The following is an 18944-nucleotide window of genomic DNA, read 5'->3' as shown; positions in this document are numbered from 1 at the left end:
CGACCGGTTGAATCCGCCTTGCGAGCTGTGATCGGTATGCATGATCGCTCCATCGATGCTGCCGCGGGTTCGTTCGGCGGCCTACAGGGCAGCGGTGACGAGTCCTGTCCGCATGTGGTCGGTGATCGCCCACCGGGCCAGACGGCGTGAGGCGAGGTCGATGACGGTCGCAAGGTAGAGCGGCTTCGAACCGCTGACCGGCAGGTATGTGATGTCGCCGACGTATTTCGTGTTCAACGCGACCGCGGTGAAGTCACGGCCGATCAGATCTGGCGCCTTGGGCGCCGCCTGGTCCGCGACGGTGGTCCGGTACCGGCGCCGCAGGCGAACTCCCTCGAGCCCGATGCTCCGCATGATCCTCGCGACCCGCTTGTGGTTGACCGCCGGGCCGCCCTCGTCACGGAGCTCGGCGGTGATCCTGGGGGCGCCGTAGGTGCCGTCGGAGTCCTGGTGAGCCTTGCGTATCCGGGCCGCGAGCCCGGCCTCGAGGGTCTGCCGGGTCTCTCTTGCGGTCGAGGTGCGGCGCCAGTAGTAGAAACTCGAGCGGGAGAGACCGAGAATGTCGCAGAGCCGCTTCACGCCGTGACGGCGCTGGTGGTCATCAACGAACTGGCAGCGGTTCACCAGCGCGTCTCCGTCGCGAGCGTTTTCGCAGGTCACGCACGGGGGAGCTGGTGACCATGTCGTGGCGGCGTAGAGGCCGGGGCCGAGCTTGTGGATGAGGCCGCCGGCGGCCCAGCGGTTCAGTTGTCTGTACATGGTCTCCAGGGTGACGTCGCCGAAGTGAGCTGCGATGTCGCGGGGTTGCCACAGGCGGGTGAGGCCTTCCTGGAGCAGGGTCAGAATTCGATGTCGGCGGCGCTTGTCGGGGGCGGTGTGCCGGTCGTCCCGGGGAGGCGGTGGGCAGCGTGGGCTGCTGATCGGTGGGTTCGAGGATGGAGACGTCGAGGTGGGTGACGGTGCGGCTCGTGCCGGGTCTGCCGTCGTCGCGTCGCTCGCTGTACCGGGACATCGGCGATTTGACCTTGCGGGTGCTGACCCGTTGCCGCCTCGGCGGGAGCACGGCGCCCAGAATCCGGCGGCCGATGAGCCCGACCGTCCCGACATGTGCGGGGATGACATCGGCGGCCTGGACGACCTGGTCACGGGCGGTCTGGACGGCGATAGTGAAGCAGCAGCAGCAGCAGCAGCAGCGGTCCGGATCGGTCCCGGCCCGGGACTCGGCCGCGTCGACCTTGACGGTCCGCAGCACTTGGTAGAGCGTGAGCAGGGCCCACATCCCTGCTCGACGCCGGCCGGGTCGCCTGAGCGCAGAAGGCGCCCGTTCGGGATGGTGTGGCGAAGCGCGTAGTACGCCGATTCGTGTTCCCACCGCTGGTGGTAGAGGCCCGCAAGTGCGGTGGCGGGGTAGCGTCGGGCGTCGGTCAGGGTTGTCACCAGCCGGTAGGAGCCGGTGAAGACTGTGCCGTCCGCGCAGGTCACCGTGATCTGCGCGTCGACGATCCGCACGCCCACGGTGCCGATCACCGACAGGCACGAGCCGTCCGCGAGAAGGGCCAGTACCGGCGTGCGCCGGTTGCTGCGGAGTCGACCCGGCATCTGAGCCCGGGTCGCGACGGCTTGGGAGAGGAAGTCGTTCCCGTCGAAGCCTTTGTCCCGCATGTCCGGCGTCAGCAGGTGCAACAGACGCGATGCGTATCGGGTTTCGCCCTCGGCGGTCGGACCGAACACCGCGCCGATCAGGGCCCGTGTCCCGGTCTTGACCCAGCGTCTTGCTCAGCCGTCGACGTCGATGGCTGATTCTTTGCCGTACGACAGGATCCCACCACGATGGCCGCCCCTGCCCGCACGTCGCGCCTGCGGGCGTGGATGCTGGAAGGCTTGACCGCCGAGAACAGTTCGCCCGCCGCAAAGGAGGCGGCGGCCCAGCCGCACGGCCGTCCGTGGCGGCGCGTCATGTGCCTGACGGGTCTCGACTACTTCTCCACCCTCGGCTACCAGCCCGGTATCGCGGCGCTGACAGCCGGCCTGCTGTCGCCGCTTGCGACCATCGTGCTCGTCCTGCTGACGCTCTTCGGCGCGCTGCCGGTCTACCGGCGGGTCGCGGAGGAGAGCCCGCACGGCGAGGGCTCGATCGCCAGCAGTTCCCAGGCCGCAGCCATGCGAACTCGGACGGGCCCGTCGCGGCGGACGCGAGGCACCAGCTGCCAGTTGATTCTCCCCAGATTCCCCCCAGGACGTGTCAACGCAACAAAAGACCTGGTCAGGCGCCTGTCTGGGGCAAGGTGAGGAGATCACCCGCATCTATTCCCCCTAGGGACTCCCCATGGCCGCTTCTGGGGCGGTCTGTGAGTGATGCGCAAGTGAAGGTGCGAATGATGACTGAGTGTGATGCGAGGGGCTTAGAGCCAGTCGCGCCGCTTGAAAATCACGTACAAACTGACGCAAACCATCCCCATGAGGCAGATCGCAAGGGGGTATCCGAAGCTCCAACCCAACTCAGGCATGGATTCAAAGTTCATGCCGTAGATAGTTCCGACGAGTGTGGGAGCAAACAAAATGGCAGCCCATGAGGAAATCTTCTTGAAGTCGTCACCCCCACGCCGCTGACCCGCGGAAGTCGGCTGCATAGGCGGTCCGAACTGCGGCGATCCGTCTTAGCGAGCCTTTCACCGCGCTTCCCGTTTGTACGGCCGATCCTCCCCAGCCGCTCCCCAACGGGGCTTCATACTCCCCAGATTCTCCCCAGCGGTGGCTGCCTCCGAAGGCGAATCGCCGCTGGCCAGAGGGGCGCCGGCCGGCACGCCGCGGGCTTCACAGCGCATCCGTGGCAACGGTTGCCTGCCGCTAGCGGAAAAGAAGCCGCGCACGCCGCGAAGGCGATCGAGGCGTTCGTGAAGACCTACGGCGCCAAGTACGCGGGCCCCACTGCCTCCCCCCGGGCGGCCACCGCCCCCGCCCTGCCGGCCCCGGTCATCCGGACATGGCCGACAAGGAGACGTCAAGGTGATGTTTACGGCGCTGATGTCTTCTGGGTCGCAGACCCGTATTGACGGTGCCTAGTACGCGACCACAAGGGGGACTTGTGCTCCGGATCCATTTCACGGGTGCCGATCTCGGACGCCTCAGGCTGGCAGCCCAGCCCGACGTCATGTGGGAGACGGCTCTTAGCCTTCACCAACTCGCCCGCCCGGACGCCTTCTTCGCGCCCTGGCACCGTGTCGCCCGCAAGACCCTGGCCCAGGCGAACATGGGCCGGGCTGTCCACCTCCTGACGGCACTCGTCCCGATCAGCTCCTACTTCCCCGACTTCCTGACGCCCCCCGGGCACATCACCCGCCTCGAAGAGGGGATCGACGGCGTGCTCTCCACCGGTAGGAACCGCCTGCGGGTCGAGATCGCCAGGCTCACGGACTCCCGCCCACACCCGTCGGCCTGGTTCGACGACATCGCCGCCGGACGCCCCCACGCCCTGCGCCATCTCGGCGCCGCCCTGCTCCGCTACCACTCCCTCGCCCTGGCCCCGTACGCCCCCGCCGGGGCGGCGCTGGCGCAGCGCCACGCGACCCGTCATGCACGGATGATCACCGAGCAGGGGAGTGAAGCCCTGCTGGGCGGGCTCGGGCCGCAGCTGCGCTGGCTGCCCCCGGTCCTGGAAGTGGACTATCCGGTGTCCAAGAGCCTCGAACTGGGCGGCCGCGGCATGCTCCTCGTTCCGAGCTTCTTCTGCCACAACCATCCGATCGCCCTCGCCGACCCCGGACTGCCGCCGACCCTCGTCTTCCCGGTCACACGTGGCCCGCTGTGGATCCCGCAGCCGGAACCGTGCGCCGCAGGGGCCTCCCAGGCGCGTGGCCTCGACGAGCTGGTCGGGCCGACCCGCGCCGCCACGCTGCGCCTCCTCGACACCGCGCACAGCACCACCGAACTCGCGGCGCGTCTGTGCACCTCCGCATCCACGGCCAGCCGCCACGCCACCGCGCTGCGCCGGGCCGGCCTGGTGGTCACCGAGCGGACGGGGACCTCCGTCACGCACACGCGGACGGCCCTGGGGACCGGGCTGGTGCACGGCACCTGACCCCGATGGGGTGCGGGCCTTGCGGTGCGGCCCCTTTGCGCTGTCACGCAAAGGGTTCGTTCCCCTCCTCCGGCTCCGTAGCGTCGTCGCAGGACATCACCGGATCTGGAAAGGAACCCGAACCCGATGGCAACGATCTCGCTTTCTTCCGTACGCAAGAGTATGGCGGCGGCCGGCCTGACCGCACTGGTGGCGGTCACGCCCCTGCTCGCCGCGACCGACGCCCAGGCACTGGGCAACAACCGCACCGTCTCGCGCAGCTGCGGCAGCAACTACGTGGGCAGCGGCTTCAACGGAACCCAGAACTGGGCGCAGACGAAGAAGGTGTCGGGCACCTGCGCCGGCCGGCTGAGCGCGGCGCTCATCAGGAGCGACGGCTACTGGACCACCCGCGTGTACGGCACCAGCACCTCCGCGTACGCGAGCTACAACTCCACCTACAAGGGCCGCAATGGCCTGCACTGGGGCTGCGACAACTGCAACGTCACCTACTCCTGACCCATGCGTAGGGCGACGCTCGTCGTCGCGGTGATTCTGGCCACCGTCTCGGGCTGTGCGCAGGCCGGTCCGGGCGGTGGCCGGGAGAGCTCCGACGACATCCCGCTTCCGGGGCAGCAGTGGGCGCTGGGCGACGGGAAGGTCACCGAGGCCGAATACCGCACGGCGATGGACCGGTTCGTCTCCTGCGTGAGGGGCGCCGGCTATCCGGTCACCGACCCCGTCCGCAGCCCTGCCGACAACCTCACGCTGATCTACACCATCACCCCCAGCGGCGACCCGGACACGTACAACAGCGCGGTCCAGAGCTGCAACCTCTCCCACCTGTCGCTCGTCGAGCCGACGTTCGTCGCAGCGCAGCCACAGGTCATGGACGAGCCGCTGCGTACGGCGGTCGGGAACTGCCTGCGACAACAGGGTGCCGAGCTGACGGCCGGGGAACGGAACCTCGCGGACTTCGCCCGCTCAGCCAAGGATGAGGCGCGGGTGGTCGACTGCGTCACCGGACAGTGGGCGCGTGTCTACCCGCGACTGCCGGCGGAAGTGCCGCTCCGCTTCTGACCGCCGATCCGCCCGGCCCCGGCGACCGGTCCCCGTATGACTGGTTCGGGCTCCCGGCGGCGGCCCGTCGAACGGTGGCCGCGCCCCTCCCGCCGGGGGGCCGGCCGGCCGGACGGACTACGCGTACTGGATAAGGGTGCCTGCCTGCCGCCGGTGCCACCTTTCTGGGCCTCGGACAGTGTCCACCCCGGTGGGCGGGCGGTAGACACGCGCGCCGCCCCACGCCCTGGGCGTCGGTGGCCTTGAGCGCTACGAGGTGACGCCCCTCGGGTCCACGGTCACCAGTGACGTGACGGCCCCTGGAGAAATCTCCGCGACTCGCGCGACGGAATCGCCCCCTGGCCCCGTAGAGCAGGTGAAGAAGCTGGGGAAGTGCGATGAGGGAGGGGTCCGACGTATGGCGGGTCGGTTGCCGGTACGGATGTGCAAAGGCGTGCGGGGCACGGCGGTCGCGGCGGCGGCCATGGCGGCGCTGACCGGCTCACAGGCGCCCGGCCTCGCGGCGTCGGCGTCCTCCCCCGTGGAGGCCACCATGTCACCGAATCAGGGTACTTCGGGCGATGCCTACTACTTTCGCGAGCTGCCCCCACTCGCGTCGCACGGCCCGTCCGCACAGCAGCCGTCCTCGGCCGGTGCCGTCTTCGCGGCCGGCCGTGCGGCGCTGCCCGCCACGGTCCTCGCCGCGTACCGGAACGCGGAGTCGACGCTCGTGCGGAGCACCCCGCGCTGCGGTCTGCGCTGGCAGCTGCTCGCGGCGATCGGCCAGGTGGAGTCCGGCCAGGCGCGGGGTGGGAGGGTGGACGCGGACGGTACGACGTACGCGCCCATCATCGGCCCGCAGCTGAACGGCCAGGGGTTCGCCTTGATCCGGGACACCGACGGCGGCGCGTACGACGGCGACCCGTCCTACGACCACGCGGTCGGCCCGATGCAGTTCATCCCGTCCACCTGGGCCGGATGGGGCGCCGACGGCAACGGCGACGGCAGGACCGACCCCCATAACGTCCACGACGCGGCGCTCGCCGCGGGCCGCTACCTGTGCGCGGCCGGACGCGACCTCTCCCGGCCGCAGGACCTCGACCGCGCGATCCTCTCCTACAACCATTCCCGGGAGTACCTGAGCGTCGTCCTGTCCTGGTACGCCTACTTCAGGGACGGCCACCGCGTGGTTCCGGACCAGGGCGGCGCGGGTTCCGGTACGGAGGTCGACTCGCCCGGCACGGGGCGGACCGAGCCGGCCGGCCCGGAGCCGGGTACCGAGACCCCGCCCGCCTCCCCGGCGCCTACGCCCCCGCCCGCGCCGAAGCCCGCGCCGACGCCCGCCCCGCCACCGACCGCCGACCCGCCGGACGGCGGCGCGAAGATCAGGCCGCCCCTGGTCACGGCCCCGAGTCCCGCTCCCGGCGCCGGGATCGACGTGCCCGGTGACGGCGTCCTTCCGGATACCGGCATGGTCCCCGGCAACGGTTAGGACTCACTCGCGCATCACCCCTCCACAACACCATGTACCCGGCGGTAACCTCCCGGGTCATGGCGACGGACAGGCATCATCCGCACCCGGCCGAACCGGGTGACGACTCGGCCCACCTGCGGTGGCAGCGCATGTGGGGCCATCGCGAGCAGCTGCTCAAGGTGGCGCGCCGCAGGTCCATGAGCGCCGAGGACGCCGAGGACGCGGTGCAGGAGGCGATGCTGCGCGGCGCGCAGCACACACACCTCGACGAGGCGCGGCTGGGCGCATGGCTGACGACCGTGACCATGCGCCTGTGCGTCGACCGGTACCGGCAGGTCCACCGCGAGGCCCAGCTGAGCGGTACGCCCAAGCTCACCGCCCCCGGCCCGGTCCCCGTCGATGAGGCGGTGTGCGACCGGGCGGAGGCCAGGTGGCTGGCCTTCCGGAGCAGGGAGCTGCCCGCCCGCCAGGCGGAGGCACTCCGCCTGAAGTCGCAGGAGCGGGACGTCGGGCAGATCGCCCGCGAGATGGGGCTGAGCTACGAGGCGGTCGAGTCCCTGCTGGCCCGGGCCCGGCGTACGCTGCGCAACTCGCTGGCCGGGACGCTGGCGCTCGGCCTGTGGCTGATCGGGCGCGGCCGGGACCAGGCGGGTCAGGCGGGTCAGGCGGGTGCGCATGCCCCCGCCCTGGCCGCGGCCTCGGCGGCCGCGACGCTGGCCATGGTGGGACTGGCCCTGCCCTTCGCGTACGAGCCGAGTGCGCCGGTGCCGCCTCCGCCGCAGATGGCGGTGGTGCGGGAGGAGCCGGGCGCGGCCGGTGACCGTATACCGGCTGCCTCGTCCGTACGACCGGACGTCCCCGGCTCCGTACGCCCGACCGGAACGGTGTCGCCCACGGCCCTCCCCGGCGCCCTCCCGGCGGTGCTGCCCGAGCTGCCGGAGCTGCCGGAGGTGGCGGCGACCCTGCCCGCCGCACCGGACCTGCCCACCCCGGCTCTGACTGCCCCGGCCCTTCCCGCGCCCGCCGTGTCCGTGCCGCCGCTGCCGTCCACAACACCGCTCCCCGACAGCACGACCGTGCCGGACCTCCCCGGTGCCCGCTCCACCCGCTTGCCGTAAAAAATCTTGGTCTCGCCGCGACGGACCCGCCGCCCTTCCCCGTAGAGCAGATGTCGGAGCTGCTCCCCGCTGAAGGGTGAACCGGATGGGTGTCGAGATCTGCGTGGAAGGGTTGACCAAATCCTTCGGCCACCAGGTCATCTGGCAGGACGTGTCGCTGACGCTGCCCGCCGGGGAGGTGTCCGTCATGCTCGGCCCCTCGGGCACGGGCAAGTCGGTGTTCCTCAAGACACTCGTGGGCCTGCTCAAGCCGGACCGGGGATCGATCCGGATCGCCGGTACGGACATCACCAAGCTCCGCGAGCACGACCTGTACGAGGTGCGCAAGCTCTTCGGCGTGCTGTTCCAGGACGGCGCCCTGTTCGGGTCGATGAACCTGTACGACAACATCGCCTTCCCGCTGCGCGAGCACACCCGTAAGCCGGAAAGCGAGATCAGACGGATCGTCCTGGAGAAGATGGACATGGTCGGTCTGATCGGTGCCGAGGAGAAGCTGCCCGGCGAGATATCCGGCGGGATGCGCAAGCGGGCGGGCCTGGCGCGGGCGCTGGTGCTCGACCCGGAAATCATCCTGTTCGACGAGCCGGACTCGGGGCTCGACCCGGTGAGGGTGGCCTATCTCAATCAGTTGATCGTGGACCTGAACGCGCAGATCGACGCGACCTTCCTGATCGTCACCCACGACATCGCCTCGGCCCGCCAGGTCCCGGACAACATCGGGCTGCTGTTCCGGCGCGAACTGGTGATGTTCGGCCCCCGCGAGGAGCTGCTGACCAGCGACGAGCCGGTCGTAGGGCAGTTCCTCAACGGCCGTATGCAGGGGCCGATCGGCATGGCGGAGGAGAAGGACGCCGCCCAGGTCGAGCAGGAGCTGGCAGGCCTCGCCGGCGGGGACGACGCCATTCCCGAAATGACCCCGCGCCTGCTGCCCAGCCCCGGGGTCACCCGGCCGCCCCGCTGGCAGGCGATCGCCGACCGCGAGGCGGAGCTGCGCCGCCGCGACCCCTCCGGGGAGGCTGACCCGGCCCCGGCCCCGGCCCCGGGCATGGCCCCGGGCATGGCGGCAGAGCTGTGCCCAGGGGCTGACCCGGACCGGAAGGCGGCGGAGCCGAGCCCGGCACAGGGGGCAGACGGATGAGCTTCTCACCCAGCGGAGCGCTCCGGCATACCGGCAGCCTCTTCGCCATGGCCCTGGACGTCCTCCGGACCCTGCCTCGACGCCCCTTTCAGGTACGGGAGTTCATCCAGCAGGCGTGGTTCATCGCGAGCGTCACCATCCTGCCCACGGCCCTGGTCTCCATCCCCTTCGGAGCGGTCATCGCGCTCCAGATCGGCAGCCTGACCCGGCAGCTCGGCGCCCAGTCGTTCTCCGGCGCCGCCTCTGTCCTGGCGGTACTTCGGGAGGCGTCCCCCATCGTCACGGCGCTGCTCATCGCCGGCGCCGGCGGCACCGCGATCTGCGCGGACCTCGGGGCGCGCAAGATCCGGGAGGAGATCGACGCCATGCAGGTGCTCGGTATCGACCCGATCCACCGGCTGGTCGTGCCCCGGGTGCTGGCCACCATGCTCGTGGCGGTCTTGCTCAACGGCCTGGTCTCCGTTGTCGGGGTGGCCGGTGGCTATTTCTTCAACGTGGTCATGCAGAACGGCACTCCCGGTGCCTACCTGGCCTCCTTCACCACCCTCGCCCAGCTGTCCGACCTCTGGGCGGCCGAACTGAAGGCGCTGGTCTTCGGCGCCATCGCCGCGATCGTCGCCTCGTACAAGGGCCTGACCGCCAAGGGCGGGCCCAAGGGAGTCGGTGACGCCGTGAACCAGTCCGTGGTCATCACCTTCATGTTGCTGTTCGTGACGAACTTCGTGCTGACCGCCGTCTACTTCCAAATCGTTCCGCAGAGGGGATGACGATGACTCTGCTGAATCCGCTGTGGGTGCTCAAACAGGCCGGGCGCTCCCTGGAGGAGCTGGGTGCGCAACTGGTCTTCTACGGCCGCTCCCTCGCCTGGACCGGCCGCACCCTGCGCCGCTACAAGAAGGAAGTCCTGCGCCTGCTCGCCGAGGTGAGCTTCGGCCGCGGCGCGCTGGCGGTCGTCGGCGGCACGGTCGGCGTCATCGCCTTCCTCTCCTTCTTCACCGGTACCGAGGTCGGACTCCAGGGCTACGCGGCGCTCAACCAGCTGGGCACGTCCAACTTCGTGGCGTTCCTGTCCGCGTACTTCAACACCCGCGAGATCGCCCCGCTGGTGGCCGGGCTCGCGCTGTCGGCGACGGTCGGCGCGGGCTTCACCGCCCAGCTCGGCGCGATGCGGATCAGCGAGGAGACCGACGCGCTCGAGGTGATGGGTGTCCCGTCGCTGCCGTTCCTGGTCACCACCCGGATGATCGCCGGCTTCGTGGCGGTGATCCCGCTGTACGTGATCGGGCTGCTGTCCTCCTACTTCGCCGCCCGCACCATCACCACCGGCTACTACGGGCAGTCCACCGGCACGTACGACCACTACTTCCAGCAGTACCTGCCACCGGTCGACGTGCTGTGGTCCTTCGGCAAGGTGATCGTCTTCGCCGTCGTGATCATCCTGGTGCACTGCTACTACGGCTACTACGCGAGCGGCGGCCCGGCCGGTGTCGGTGTCGCGGTCGGCCGCGGCGTACGGACGTCCATCGTGGCCATCAACGTCCTCGACTTCTTCCTCAGCCTCGCGATCTGGGGCGCCAACACGACCGTACGGATAGCGGGGTAGGCGGATGCGCATACGAATACCGGCCCCGGCACTCACGCGGCCCACCCAACTGCGGCTGTACGGCATCGTCTTCATCGCCGTGATCGCGCTGCTGCTGTCCCTGGCGCTCGCCGTCTACCAGCAGGTGTTCACCTCCGTCGTCCGGATCACCCTGGAGGCGGACACCCTCGGCAACCAGCTGGAGCCGCGCGCGGACGTCAAGCTGCGCGGCCTGCTGGTCGGCGAGGTACGCGAGGTCGAGGCCGACGGCGAGAAGGCGACCCTCTCCCTCGCGCTGAGGCCGGAGCATGTCCCCCTCATCCCGGCCGACGTCCATGCCCGGCTGCTGCCCAAGACCCTGTTCGGCGAGAAGTACGTCGACTTGGTCGCCCCCCAGAAGCCGTCGGCACGGCATATCCGCGCCGGTGACGTCATCACCCAGGACCGCACCACGGTCGGCATAGAGCTTCAGCGGCTGATGAACGACCTGCTGCCGCTGCTGCGCACGGTGAAGCCCGGCGAGCTGAACGCCACCCTGTCCGCCTTCGCCAACGCCCTCGAAGGGCGCGGCGACCGGATCGGCGACAACCTCACCCGCCTCGACGACTACCTGCGTCGGCTCAACCCGCATATGCCCTCCCTCAAGGAGGACATCGCCCGGTTCGCCGATGTGGCCGAGGTGTACCGCGACGCCGCCCCGGACCTGCTGCGGATCCTGGACAACACCCTCACCACCAGCCGGACGCTGGTCGAGCAGAAGGACCAGCTCGCGTCGGTCCTCGCCCACACCGCCACCGCCGCGAACACCACGGAAGGCGTACTCGACGAGAACTCCGACCGGTTGATCACCCTGGGCCGCGTCTCCCGTCCCACCCTCGCCCTGTTCGCCCGCTACTCGCCGGAGTACCCGTGCCTGCTGTCCGGGCTGGTGCGCCAGGAAGCGGCGTCCGAAGAGGCATTCAAGGGCGGAAGGATGCGCATCACCCTCGAATTCGTCCACCCACGTCCCCCCTACCGCCCCGGCGAGGAACCGCGCTATGCCGACCGCTCAGGACCCAACTGCAGAGGTCTGCCCCACCCTCACGTACCGGCACCGCCGATCAAGCTCAACGACGGTACGTCGGCGAGTAGTACGGGCCGCACCGTGTCCGGAACCCCGGCCGAACAGCACGCCGTCGCCTCACTCGTGTCCCCGGCCATGGGCGTGCCCGCCGACGAGGTGCCGGCGATCACGACCCTGCTCTTCGGACCGATGGCACGGGGAACGGCGGTGAGTGTCATATGAGCACGACGAGTCGTATCCGTCGTACGAACGCGATGGCGACAGCCCCCCAGCTGATCAAACTCGGCATCTTCGCGGTGGTGACCGTGGCGGCGACCGCCGTGCTCGCGGCCACCATCGTCAATCTCTCCTTCACCCCCAAGGAGACCTACACCGCCGTGTTCAGCGATGTCACCAGTCTGGAGAAGGGCGACGATATCCGGGTCGCGGGGGTGCGGGTCGGCGAGGTCGAGAACATCGCCGTCACGGACCGCACGCTGGCCCTGGTGACCTTCACCGTCTCCCGCGACCGGCCGCTGCTCACCAGCACCCGTGCCGTCATCCGCTACCGGAGCCTGGTCGGGCAGCGGTACATCGCGCTGGCGGAAGGGGCGGGGGAGGGGAAGCGGCTGCGGGCCGGCGGGCGGATCCCGCTCTCCCGTACCGAGCCCGCACTCGATCTCAACGCCCTGCTGAACGGGTTCAAGCCGCTGTTCGCCGCGCTGAGCCCGAAGGACGTCAACCAGCTCGCCACCGAGATCATCAAGACCCTGCAGGGCGAGGGCGGTACCGTCCGCAGCCTGCTCGCGCACACCGCCTCGCTCACCACGACACTCGCCGAACGCGACAAGCTGATCGGTTCGGTCATCGACAACCTCAATACCGTGCTGAGCACCGTGGACAAGCGCAGCACCCGCTTCTCCGACCTGATCGCGCAGCTGCAACGGCTGATCTCGGGGCTGTCGGCCGACCGTAAGCCCATCGGTGATTCGCTGGCGGGCATCAACGGCCTCGCAGAGGCCACCTCCGGCCTCCTGGGCGACGCCCGGCCGCCGCTGAAGACCGATATCGCCGAGCTGGCCAAGCTCACGGAAACGCTGAACGGCCACGAGAAGACCGTGGAGGGTGTCCTGCAGCGGCTGCCGAACAAGCTCAACAAGCTGACCGGCACCGCCTCGTACGGCTCCTGGTTCAACTTCTACCTCTGCGACTTCGACGGCCGGATCGTGCTGCCGAAGACCAACGAGGTCATCACCCCCGAACTCCATGTCGCCCGAGCGAGGTGCGGCCGTTGATCCCCTTCCGTGAACGCAACCCCTTGGGTGTCGGCGCCGCCGGCCTCACCGTGATCGCGCTGCTGATCGCCGCCGCGTTCAACGCCGAGAGCCTTCCGCTCATCGGCGGTGGCGAGACGTACAGCGCGGCATTCTCCGAGGCCGGTGGGCTGCGCTCCGGCGACGAGGTGCGGATCGCCGGCGTCAAGTCCGGCAAGGTCGACGAGGTCGAGCTGGCCGGCGACCACGTCAAGGTGACCTTCCGGATCAAGGGAGACCCGGAGCTCGGGGCCCGTACCGGTGCGTCGATCCGTATCAAGACGATCCTGGGCGCCAAGTACCTCGCGCTGGAGCCGAAGGGCTCCGGCCGGCTGAAGCCGGGCAGCGAGATCCCACTGAGCCGCACGGTCCCGGCGTACGACGTGGTGGCGGCCTTCAGCGATCTCACCACGACCACCGAGCAGATCGACAAGCAGCGCCTGGCCGCCTCCCTGGACACCATCTCCGCCACCTTCGAGGACGCCCCCGAGGAGGTCAAAGCCTCCATCCAGGGGCTCTCGAAGATCTCCCGGACCGTGGCCTCCCGTGATGAGGCGCTACGCGAACTCCTCGACCACGCCAACGGGGTCACCGGAGTGCTCGCCGAGCGGAAGGACGAGTTCGGCAAGCTGGTCAAGGACGGCGACAAGCTGTTCAAGGAGATCCACGCGCGGCGCCAGGCCATCCACGCGCTGCTGGGGAGCTCCGTCGATCTCAGCGTCCAGCTCTCCGGCCTGGTCAGGGACAACCGAGCGGAGATCGGGCCGGCGCTCAGCCGCCTGAACACCGTGGTGCGGATGCTGGAACGCAATCAGGCGAGCCTCGACCGCAGCATCCAGCTCATGGCGCCCTTCGCGAGGGTCTTCACCAACACCCTCGGCAACGGCCGATGGTTCGACAGCTACATCCAGAACCTGGTCGCACCCACACCGGTGGTTCCACGGACGGGAGGGTCATGATGAGGATCTTGATGCGGCTTGCAGTGAAGCTCCCGAAGCCGCCGGCGAAGCTCGCGAAGCCGCTGGCGAAGCTCGCGCCGAACCGGCGTCTCGTCCGCTACCTCGCGTTCGCCACCGTGCTGGTGGTGGCCGCCGCCCTGGCCGTCGTACAGCTCTCCCAGTCACCGAGGGTCCGGGTGACCGCGTACTTCCCGCGTACCGTCGGCATCTACCCCGGCTCCGACGTCCGCGTGCTCGGCATCCCGATCGGCGAGGTCAAGAAGATCACGCCGCAGGGTGACCGGGTGCGGGTGGAGCTGGAGTACGACGCCCAGTACAAGGTCCCCGAGGAGGCCAAGGCGGCCATCATCAACTCCTCGGTGGTCAGCGACCGTTACGTCCAGCTGCTGCCCGTCCACCGCGGCGGCCCGGTGCTGAAGAGCGGCGCGGTCATCCCCGAGGAGCGCACGGCCGTACCGGTCGAGCTGGATCGGGTCTTCGACAGCCTCCGTATGACGGCGGACGCGCTCGGCCCCCAGGGCGCCAACAAGGACGGCTCGCTCTCCCGGCTGCTCGCCGTCGGCGCGGACAACCTCCAGGGCCAGGGCGCGCAGCTGCACCAGACGGTCGAGGACCTCTCGCAGGCCGTCACCACACTGTCCGACGGCCGGCAGGACCTGTTCGGGACCGTACGGAATCTGCAGGTGTTCACCGCCGCGCTGGCGGCCGACGACGCCGACGTCCGGTCGTTCAACGACAGCCTGGCCAAGGTGGCCGAGCAGCTGGCCGGGGAACGCCAGGACCTCGCCGCGGCGATCAAACATCTTGCGGCCGCGCTCGCCGATGTGTCCGAGTTCGTGAAGCAGAACAAGAAGGACCTGACCGCCGATGTGAAGGGCCTGGCCAACGTGACCAACGTGCTCGTCACACAGCGCGCCGCCCTCCAGGAGCTGCTCGAAGTCGCCCCCGCCGGGCTGTCCAATCTTCAGAACGCCTACAACCCCTCCTCCGGCACGCTCGACACCCGCAGCAACCCCGAACAGCTCCACGACCCGGCCGAGCTGCTGTGCTCCCTGCTGAAGACGACCGGGGAGAAGACCGACTGCCGGGACCTGAAGACCCTGTTCGACTCCCTGCCCAAGCTGCCCGCGGCCGACCCGCTCACCGGAGCGGCACTTCCCGTGGCCGGAACGGCCTCGATGGACAAGACGCTCGGCGGAATCCTGGAGGCCCGTACGTGACGCACATGAGAGCTCCGCTCAAGGCAGCCTTGTGGACGGCCGCCGGTTCGCTGCTGCTGACCGGCTGCGAGTTCAACGGCCTGTACGACGTCCCCCTGCCCGGCGGCGCGGCCGCGGACGGGCACAGCTACCGGGTCACGGTCGAGTTCCAGGACGTCCTCGATCTCGTCCCGCAGTCCACGGTAAAGGTCAACAACGTGACCGTCGGAGCCGTCGAGAAGGTGGAACTGGACGGGTGGCACGCCCGGGTGCGGCTGCGGATCTCCGACTCGGTCAAGCTCCCCGGCAACGCGGTCGCCGAGCTGCGCCAGACCAGCATGCTCGGTGAGAAGTACGTGGCACTGTCGGCGCCGGCGGATACCGAGCCGGTGGGCAGGCTCACCGACGGCGCGCGGATCCCGCTCTCCCGCAGCGGCCGCAACCCCGAAATCGAAGAGGTGCTGTCTGCGCTGTCGGCCCTGCTCAATGGCGGTGGAGTCGCACAGCTCCACACCATCACCACGGAGCTGAACAAGGCCTTGGAGGGTCGTGAGGGCCGGGTCAAGTCCCTGCTCTCCGAGCTGGACACGTTCCTCGGTGGCCTCGACGCCCAGAAGAAGGAGATCGTCCGCGCGCTGGAGGGCGTCGACAAATTGGCCGCCACCCTCGCCAAGGAGAAGAAGACGATCGACCAGGCCCTCACCACCGTGCCGCCCGCGCTGAAGGTGCTGGCCGACGAGCGGGCCAAGCTGACCACCATGCTCACGTCGCTGTCGGCGCTGGGTGAGACGGGCACGAAGGTGATCAACGCGTCGCGCGACGACGTGATCGCGAATCTGCGCGCGCTCCAGCCGATCCTGCAGCAGTTGAACAAGGCGGGCGCCGACCTGCCGGGCGCACTGGAGCTGCTGACGACCTATCCCTTCCCGCGCAATGTGGTGGACGCGATCAAGGGCGACTACGTCAACCTCAAGGTCACCGCCGATCTCGACCTGCGCAGCGTCTACGGAAACCTGGCCGGTCAGCCTCCGAAGCCCGCCGCGCCCGTGCCTCCTGGGCTGCCAGGCGTCCCCACTCCCGGGCCCCCCGAAGTCCCCGCGCTCCCGGGCCTCCCCGAGACCCCCGCCCTTCCGCCAGTTCCCCAGGCCCCGAAGCCGCCCGGGACGCCAGAACTGCCCGGCGGTTCGGGCGGGCCGGGTGGCGTCGAGCTGGACTGCCTGCCGCTCTGCCCGGTGGCCAACCAGGCCTCGTACACCGCTTACAGCGGAGGAGACGGCAACGGCGGCCTTCCGCCGGGTGTCGACCTCGCGCTCGCCGAGCTGCTGATGAAGGGACTGGTGCCGTGATCACCCGTACGGTCAAGACCCAGCTGCTCGCCTTCACGCTCATCACCGTGATCGGGGTGTCCTACGTCGGCGCCGAGTACACCGGACTGGCCGACCGCGCCCTGGACCGCGGATACACCGTGCGGGCCGACTTCGCCGACTCGGGAGGCATCTACTCCGGGGCCGAGGTCACGTATCGAGGGGTGCCCGTGGGCCGCGTGGGCGATCTGCGGCTGACCGGCTCCGGCGGAGTCTCGGTGGGGCTGCTTCTGGAGGACTCCCCGAGGATCCCGGCGGACAGCCTGGCCGTCGTGGCGAACCGCTCGGCCGTGGGCGAGCAGTACGTGGACCTGCAGCCGCGCTCCGGCAGCGGCCCGTACCTGCGGGACGGCAGCTCCATCCCCCGCCACGACACCCGGGTGCCGATGCCCACGACGGACCTGATTCTGAGCCTGGACCGGCTGGTCAACTCGGTGGACAAGCAGGACCTGCGGATCACGGTCGACGAACTGGGCAAGGGGTTCTCCGGCACCGGCCCCCACCTGACGCGCTTGGTGGACTCGGGCAACGCCCTGGTCGAGTCGGCCTCCGATTCCCTTCCCCAGACCATCGCGTTGATCGAGGACTCCCGGAAGGTCCTGAAGACGCAGGCCGATCAAGGTTCGGCGATCACGTCGTTCTCCCGGGATCTGGCGGCGCTCACCGCGCAGTTGAGGGAGAGCGACGGTGATATCCGCGCCCTGATGGCCAACGGCACCTCCGCCGCCCAGCAGGTGGATTCCCTCATGAGAGACACCCGTCCCCACCTCCCGGTTCTGCTGGGCAACCTGATCAGCGGAGGTCAGATCACCCTCGCCCGGCTGCCCGGTGTGGAACAGATGCTCGTCACCTTCCCCGTGGTCGTCTCGGGCAGCTACACCGTGCTTCCCGGAGACGGCACAACCCACTTCGGAATGGTCGTCAACACCGACGACCCGCCGCCCTGCCGTCAGGGGTACGAGACACAGCGCCGCGACCCCGCCGACACCACCGACCGCCCGGCCAACACCGGCGCACGCTGCACGGCCCCGCGCGGCGGCGACACGTCCGTCCGCGGCGCCCAGAACGCACCGGGAAGCCGCGTACAGATCGGCTCGACGGGCGGAGCACAGACCGTACTCGGAAAGGACTCGTGGCAATGGCTGCTCGTGGGCCCCATGGCATGACCCGCATACTCGCCGTCCTGGCTGTCGTGCTGACGGCCTCCTCCGGCTGGCTGGGCTTCCAGCTGTACGAGCGCGATGAGGAGGACCGGCGGCACCAGGACATCCTGGCCGCCGCCCGCCAGTCGGCGCTGAACTTCACCTCGCTCGACTACCGGCAATACGAGCGGGACAGCAAGACCGTCCTGAACGGCGCGACCGGGGAGTTCAAGAAGCAGTTCTCGGCCCAGACCGCGGAGCTGACGAAGATCGTCGCCGAGAACAAGTCCGTCTCGGAGGGACAGATCCTTGACGCGGGCATCGCCCGGGCCGACGACCGCACGGCCCGTGTGCTGGTGGTCGCCGACGGCAAGGTCACCAACGTCGCCGCCCCCGAGGGCACGTCCCGTAACTACCGCCTTCAGCTCGACCTCGTCTTCGAGGACGGGCAGTGGCTGACGTCCAACGTCGAATTCGTCGGCTGACAGGAGAACCACCATGGCGAACCCGACCGTTCGAGCCCGCCAGCGCTCCGTGGCGGCAGCCGCGCGCGCGGCAGCCAAACGTGCCGAGCAGGCAAGCCGCCGGCAGGAGGCCGACCTGGAGCCGGCCGCCCCGGAGCCGGCCGCCCCGGAGCCGGCGGACACGACGCCCGCCAAGCCGGCTCGCAGCCGACCCCCCCGCCTCACCGCACTACTCGGCATTGTGGTCCTGCTGGCCCTGGCAGCAACGGCCGCGCTCGCCTGGAAGCACCGAGAGGCCGAGCGCACGAGCGAGGCTCGCGCAGCGGCCCTGACGGCGGCCCGCAAGGCCGCCCCGGTGATCCTCTCGTACGACTACCGACACCTGGACCGCGACTTCGCCGCGGCCCGCGGCCACCTCACCGGCCCCTTCCTCGACCAGTACAGCAAGACCACGGAGACCGTGGTGGCGCCCACTGCCAAGACCTACAGCGGAGTGGTGAAAGCCGCCATCGCGACCGGCGACGCCACCCCGGCGGCATCGGTGATCTCAGCCTCCCCGGACAAGGCCGTCGTCCTGCTCTTCATGAACCAGCTCACCACCAGCACCCAGATCGCGACCCCCCGTCTCGACCTCAACCGCGTCCGCATGACCCTCGTCCGCACTCCAAAAGGCTGGAAGGTCAGCGCTGTGGACGCGCTGTGACCGGGGCCCGGGGCCCTGGAGTGGATACTCAGGGTGTCCTGCCGGATCCGCAAAGATGCGCCAACTCCGCCTTCTGTCACCCTCGTCGATCAGTGTGGCGCCCCGCTTGAGCACGTCTTCCTGGGCTCGTTCCAGGTCCTTGACCCCCAGGTCAAGGTGGAAGTGTTGGGGGTGAGCGGAGTCCGGCCGCCGCGGCGGCTGGTGGTCTTCCACGCGCTGGAAGGCCAGCACGAACCCACCTTCGGTGTGGAGTGTCGCCCAGCCCTCGCCGAGCGACCACCGCGGATCCGGTTTACAGCTGGAGTATTAGCCTCGCGCTTTCATGAAGCG

17 protein-coding genes and 4 pseudogenes are annotated in these 18944 nt (G+C 69.6%); 18 read left to right on the top strand and 3 right to left on the bottom strand.

Annotated elements, in window-relative coordinates:
• Positions 1 to 642, bottom strand: a pseudogene (locus tag J7F03_RS40450) (IS3 family transposase); the annotation flags it as partial.
• A 443-nt stretch (positions 643 to 1085) separates the two neighbouring features.
• Between J7F03_RS40450 and J7F03_RS40445 the strand changes: the two are divergent.
• Positions 1086 to 1259, top strand: coding sequence for a hypothetical protein (locus J7F03_RS40445; protein ID WP_214958207.1), 174 nt, complete (start codon positions 1086 to 1088; stop codon positions 1257 to 1259).
• 571 nt (positions 1260 to 1830) lie between these two features.
• Positions 1831 to 2139: pseudogene (locus J7F03_RS40440) on the top strand (amino acid transporter); the annotation flags it as partial.
• 263 nt (positions 2140 to 2402) lie between these two features.
• Here the strand turns inward: J7F03_RS40440 and J7F03_RS40435 are convergent.
• Positions 2403 to 2594 (bottom strand): annotated as a pseudogene (locus J7F03_RS40435) (CorA family divalent cation transporter); the annotation flags it as partial.
• Positions 2595 to 3085: 491 nt separating this feature from the next.
• Here J7F03_RS40435 and J7F03_RS42575 point away from each other — a divergent pair.
• From J7F03_RS42575 to J7F03_RS40355, 16 genes are all read left to right on the top strand, one after another.
• Positions 3086 to 4078: a helix-turn-helix transcriptional regulator gene (locus J7F03_RS42575; protein WP_214958205.1), complete on the top strand. Its 993-nt coding sequence runs from the start codon at positions 3086 to 3088 to the stop codon at positions 4076 to 4078.
• Between the two features lie 126 nt (positions 4079 to 4204).
• Positions 4205 to 4576: a hypothetical protein gene (locus tag J7F03_RS40425; protein ID WP_251073218.1), complete on the top strand. Its 372-nt coding sequence runs from the start codon at positions 4205 to 4207 to the stop codon at positions 4574 to 4576.
• 3 nt (positions 4577 to 4579) lie between these two features.
• Positions 4580 to 5137 (top strand): hypothetical protein, encoded by a 558-nt coding sequence (locus tag J7F03_RS40420; protein ID WP_214958204.1) that lies wholly within the window; start codon positions 4580 to 4582, stop codon positions 5135 to 5137.
• A 433-nt stretch (positions 5138 to 5570) separates the two neighbouring features.
• Entirely contained in the window at positions 5571 to 6608 is a 1038-nt protein-coding gene (locus J7F03_RS40415; RefSeq protein ID WP_374104461.1) for a lytic transglycosylase domain-containing protein, read from the top strand.
• Positions 6609 to 6667: 59 nt separating this feature from the next.
• Positions 6668 to 7708 carry an RNA polymerase sigma factor gene (locus J7F03_RS40410; RefSeq protein WP_214958202.1) on the top strand — a complete coding sequence of 347 codons (1041 nt, stop codon included), beginning with the start codon at positions 6668 to 6670 and terminating at the stop codon, positions 7706 to 7708.
• An 85-nt stretch (positions 7709 to 7793) separates the two neighbouring features.
• The gene (locus tag J7F03_RS40405) at positions 7794 to 8846 is read left to right on the top strand and encodes an ABC transporter ATP-binding protein (RefSeq protein ID WP_251073217.1); all 1053 of its coding nucleotides are present in this window, start codon (positions 7794 to 7796) and stop codon (positions 8844 to 8846) included.
• Positions 8843 to 9613: an ABC transporter permease gene (locus J7F03_RS40400; RefSeq protein WP_214958201.1), complete on the top strand. Its 771-nt coding sequence runs from the start codon at positions 8843 to 8845 to the stop codon at positions 9611 to 9613. The genes J7F03_RS40405 and J7F03_RS40400 overlap by 4 nt, the downstream gene beginning before the upstream one ends.
• Before the next feature lie 2 nt (positions 9614 to 9615).
• Entirely contained in the window at positions 9616 to 10449 is an 834-nt protein-coding gene (locus J7F03_RS40395) for an ABC transporter permease (RefSeq protein WP_214958200.1), read from the top strand.
• Positions 10450 to 10453: 4 nt separating this feature from the next.
• Positions 10454 to 11713: an MCE family protein gene (locus tag J7F03_RS40390; protein ID WP_214958199.1), complete on the top strand. Its 1260-nt coding sequence runs from the start codon at positions 10454 to 10456 to the stop codon at positions 11711 to 11713.
• A complete protein-coding gene (locus J7F03_RS40385) occupies positions 11710 to 12765 on the top strand; it encodes an MCE family protein (RefSeq protein ID WP_214958198.1) in 1056 nt (351 codons plus the stop codon). Before J7F03_RS40390 ends, J7F03_RS40385 begins: the two co-directional genes overlap by 4 nt.
• The gene (locus J7F03_RS40380; protein ID WP_214958197.1) at positions 12762 to 13742 is read left to right on the top strand and encodes an MCE family protein; all 981 of its coding nucleotides are present in this window, start codon (positions 12762 to 12764) and stop codon (positions 13740 to 13742) included. The genes J7F03_RS40385 and J7F03_RS40380 overlap by 4 nt, the downstream gene beginning before the upstream one ends.
• A gap of 11 nt (positions 13743 to 13753) precedes the next feature.
• Positions 13754 to 14962, top strand: a complete 1209-nt coding sequence (locus tag J7F03_RS40375) for an MCE family protein (protein ID WP_214958196.1) — start codon at positions 13754 to 13756, stop codon at positions 14960 to 14962.
• Positions 14963 to 14967: 5 nt separating this feature from the next.
• On the top strand, positions 14968 to 16287 hold the full coding sequence (locus J7F03_RS40370; protein WP_214958209.1) for an MCE family protein: 1320 nt from the start codon (positions 14968 to 14970) through the stop codon (positions 16285 to 16287).
• Positions 16284 to 17471, top strand: coding sequence for an MCE family protein (locus tag J7F03_RS40365; protein ID WP_214958195.1), 1188 nt, complete (start codon positions 16284 to 16286; stop codon positions 17469 to 17471). Before J7F03_RS40370 ends, J7F03_RS40365 begins: the two co-directional genes overlap by 4 nt.
• Positions 17468 to 17932, top strand: a complete 465-nt coding sequence (locus tag J7F03_RS40360) for a hypothetical protein (protein ID WP_214958194.1) — start codon at positions 17468 to 17470, stop codon at positions 17930 to 17932. The genes J7F03_RS40365 and J7F03_RS40360 overlap by 4 nt, the downstream gene beginning before the upstream one ends.
• Before the next feature lie 13 nt (positions 17933 to 17945).
• Positions 17946 to 18614, top strand: a complete 669-nt coding sequence (locus J7F03_RS40355) for a hypothetical protein (protein WP_214958193.1) — start codon at positions 17946 to 17948, stop codon at positions 18612 to 18614.
• A gap of 30 nt (positions 18615 to 18644) precedes the next feature.
• On the opposite strand, the pseudogene J7F03_RS40350 reads toward J7F03_RS40355, so the two are convergent.
• Positions 18645 to 18908: pseudogene (locus J7F03_RS40350) on the bottom strand (VOC family protein); the annotation flags it as partial.
• Between the last annotated feature and the right edge of the window lie 36 nt (positions 18909 to 18944).

The sequence above is a fragment of the Streptomyces sp. ISL-43 genome, from assembly GCF_018614195.1.
Lineage (GTDB): Bacteria > Actinomycetota > Actinomycetes > Streptomycetales > Streptomycetaceae > Streptomyces.
The sequence above is the reverse complement of the archived record's forward strand: the minus strand, read 5'-3'. Positions and strand labels throughout refer to the sequence as shown.

What these genes read in the sequence shown, in the direction of transcription:
- J7F03_RS40445 (WP_214958207.1), top strand. Translation starts at nt 1,086, where the DNA reads ATGAGCCCGACCGTCCCGACATGTGCGGGGATGACATCGGCGGCCTGG.
- J7F03_RS40425 (WP_251073218.1), top strand. Translation starts at nt 4,205, where the DNA reads ATGGCAACGATCTCGCTTTCTTCCGTACGCAAGAGTATGGCGGCGGCC.
- J7F03_RS40420 (WP_214958204.1), top strand. Translation starts at nt 4,580, where the DNA reads ATGCGTAGGGCGACGCTCGTCGTCGCGGTGATTCTGGCCACCGTCTCG.
- J7F03_RS40410 (WP_214958202.1), top strand. Translation starts at nt 6,668, where the DNA reads ATGGCGACGGACAGGCATCATCCGCACCCGGCCGAACCGGGTGACGAC.
- J7F03_RS40405 (WP_251073217.1), top strand. Translation starts at nt 7,794, where the DNA reads ATGGGTGTCGAGATCTGCGTGGAAGGGTTGACCAAATCCTTCGGCCAC.
- J7F03_RS40400 (WP_214958201.1), top strand. Translation starts at nt 8,843, where the DNA reads ATGAGCTTCTCACCCAGCGGAGCGCTCCGGCATACCGGCAGCCTCTTC.
- J7F03_RS40395 (WP_214958200.1), top strand. Translation starts at nt 9,616, where the DNA reads ATGACTCTGCTGAATCCGCTGTGGGTGCTCAAACAGGCCGGGCGCTCC.
- J7F03_RS40390 (WP_214958199.1), top strand. Translation starts at nt 10,454, where the DNA reads ATGCGCATACGAATACCGGCCCCGGCACTCACGCGGCCCACCCAACTG.
- J7F03_RS40385 (WP_214958198.1), top strand. Translation starts at nt 11,710, where the DNA reads ATGAGCACGACGAGTCGTATCCGTCGTACGAACGCGATGGCGACAGCC.
- J7F03_RS40375 (WP_214958196.1), top strand. Translation starts at nt 13,754, where the DNA reads ATGCGGCTTGCAGTGAAGCTCCCGAAGCCGCCGGCGAAGCTCGCGAAG.
- J7F03_RS40370 (WP_214958209.1), top strand. Translation starts at nt 14,968, where the DNA reads ATGAGAGCTCCGCTCAAGGCAGCCTTGTGGACGGCCGCCGGTTCGCTG.
- J7F03_RS40360 (WP_214958194.1), top strand. Translation starts at nt 17,468, where the DNA reads ATGACCCGCATACTCGCCGTCCTGGCTGTCGTGCTGACGGCCTCCTCC.
- J7F03_RS40355 (WP_214958193.1), top strand. Translation starts at nt 17,946, where the DNA reads ATGGCGAACCCGACCGTTCGAGCCCGCCAGCGCTCCGTGGCGGCAGCC.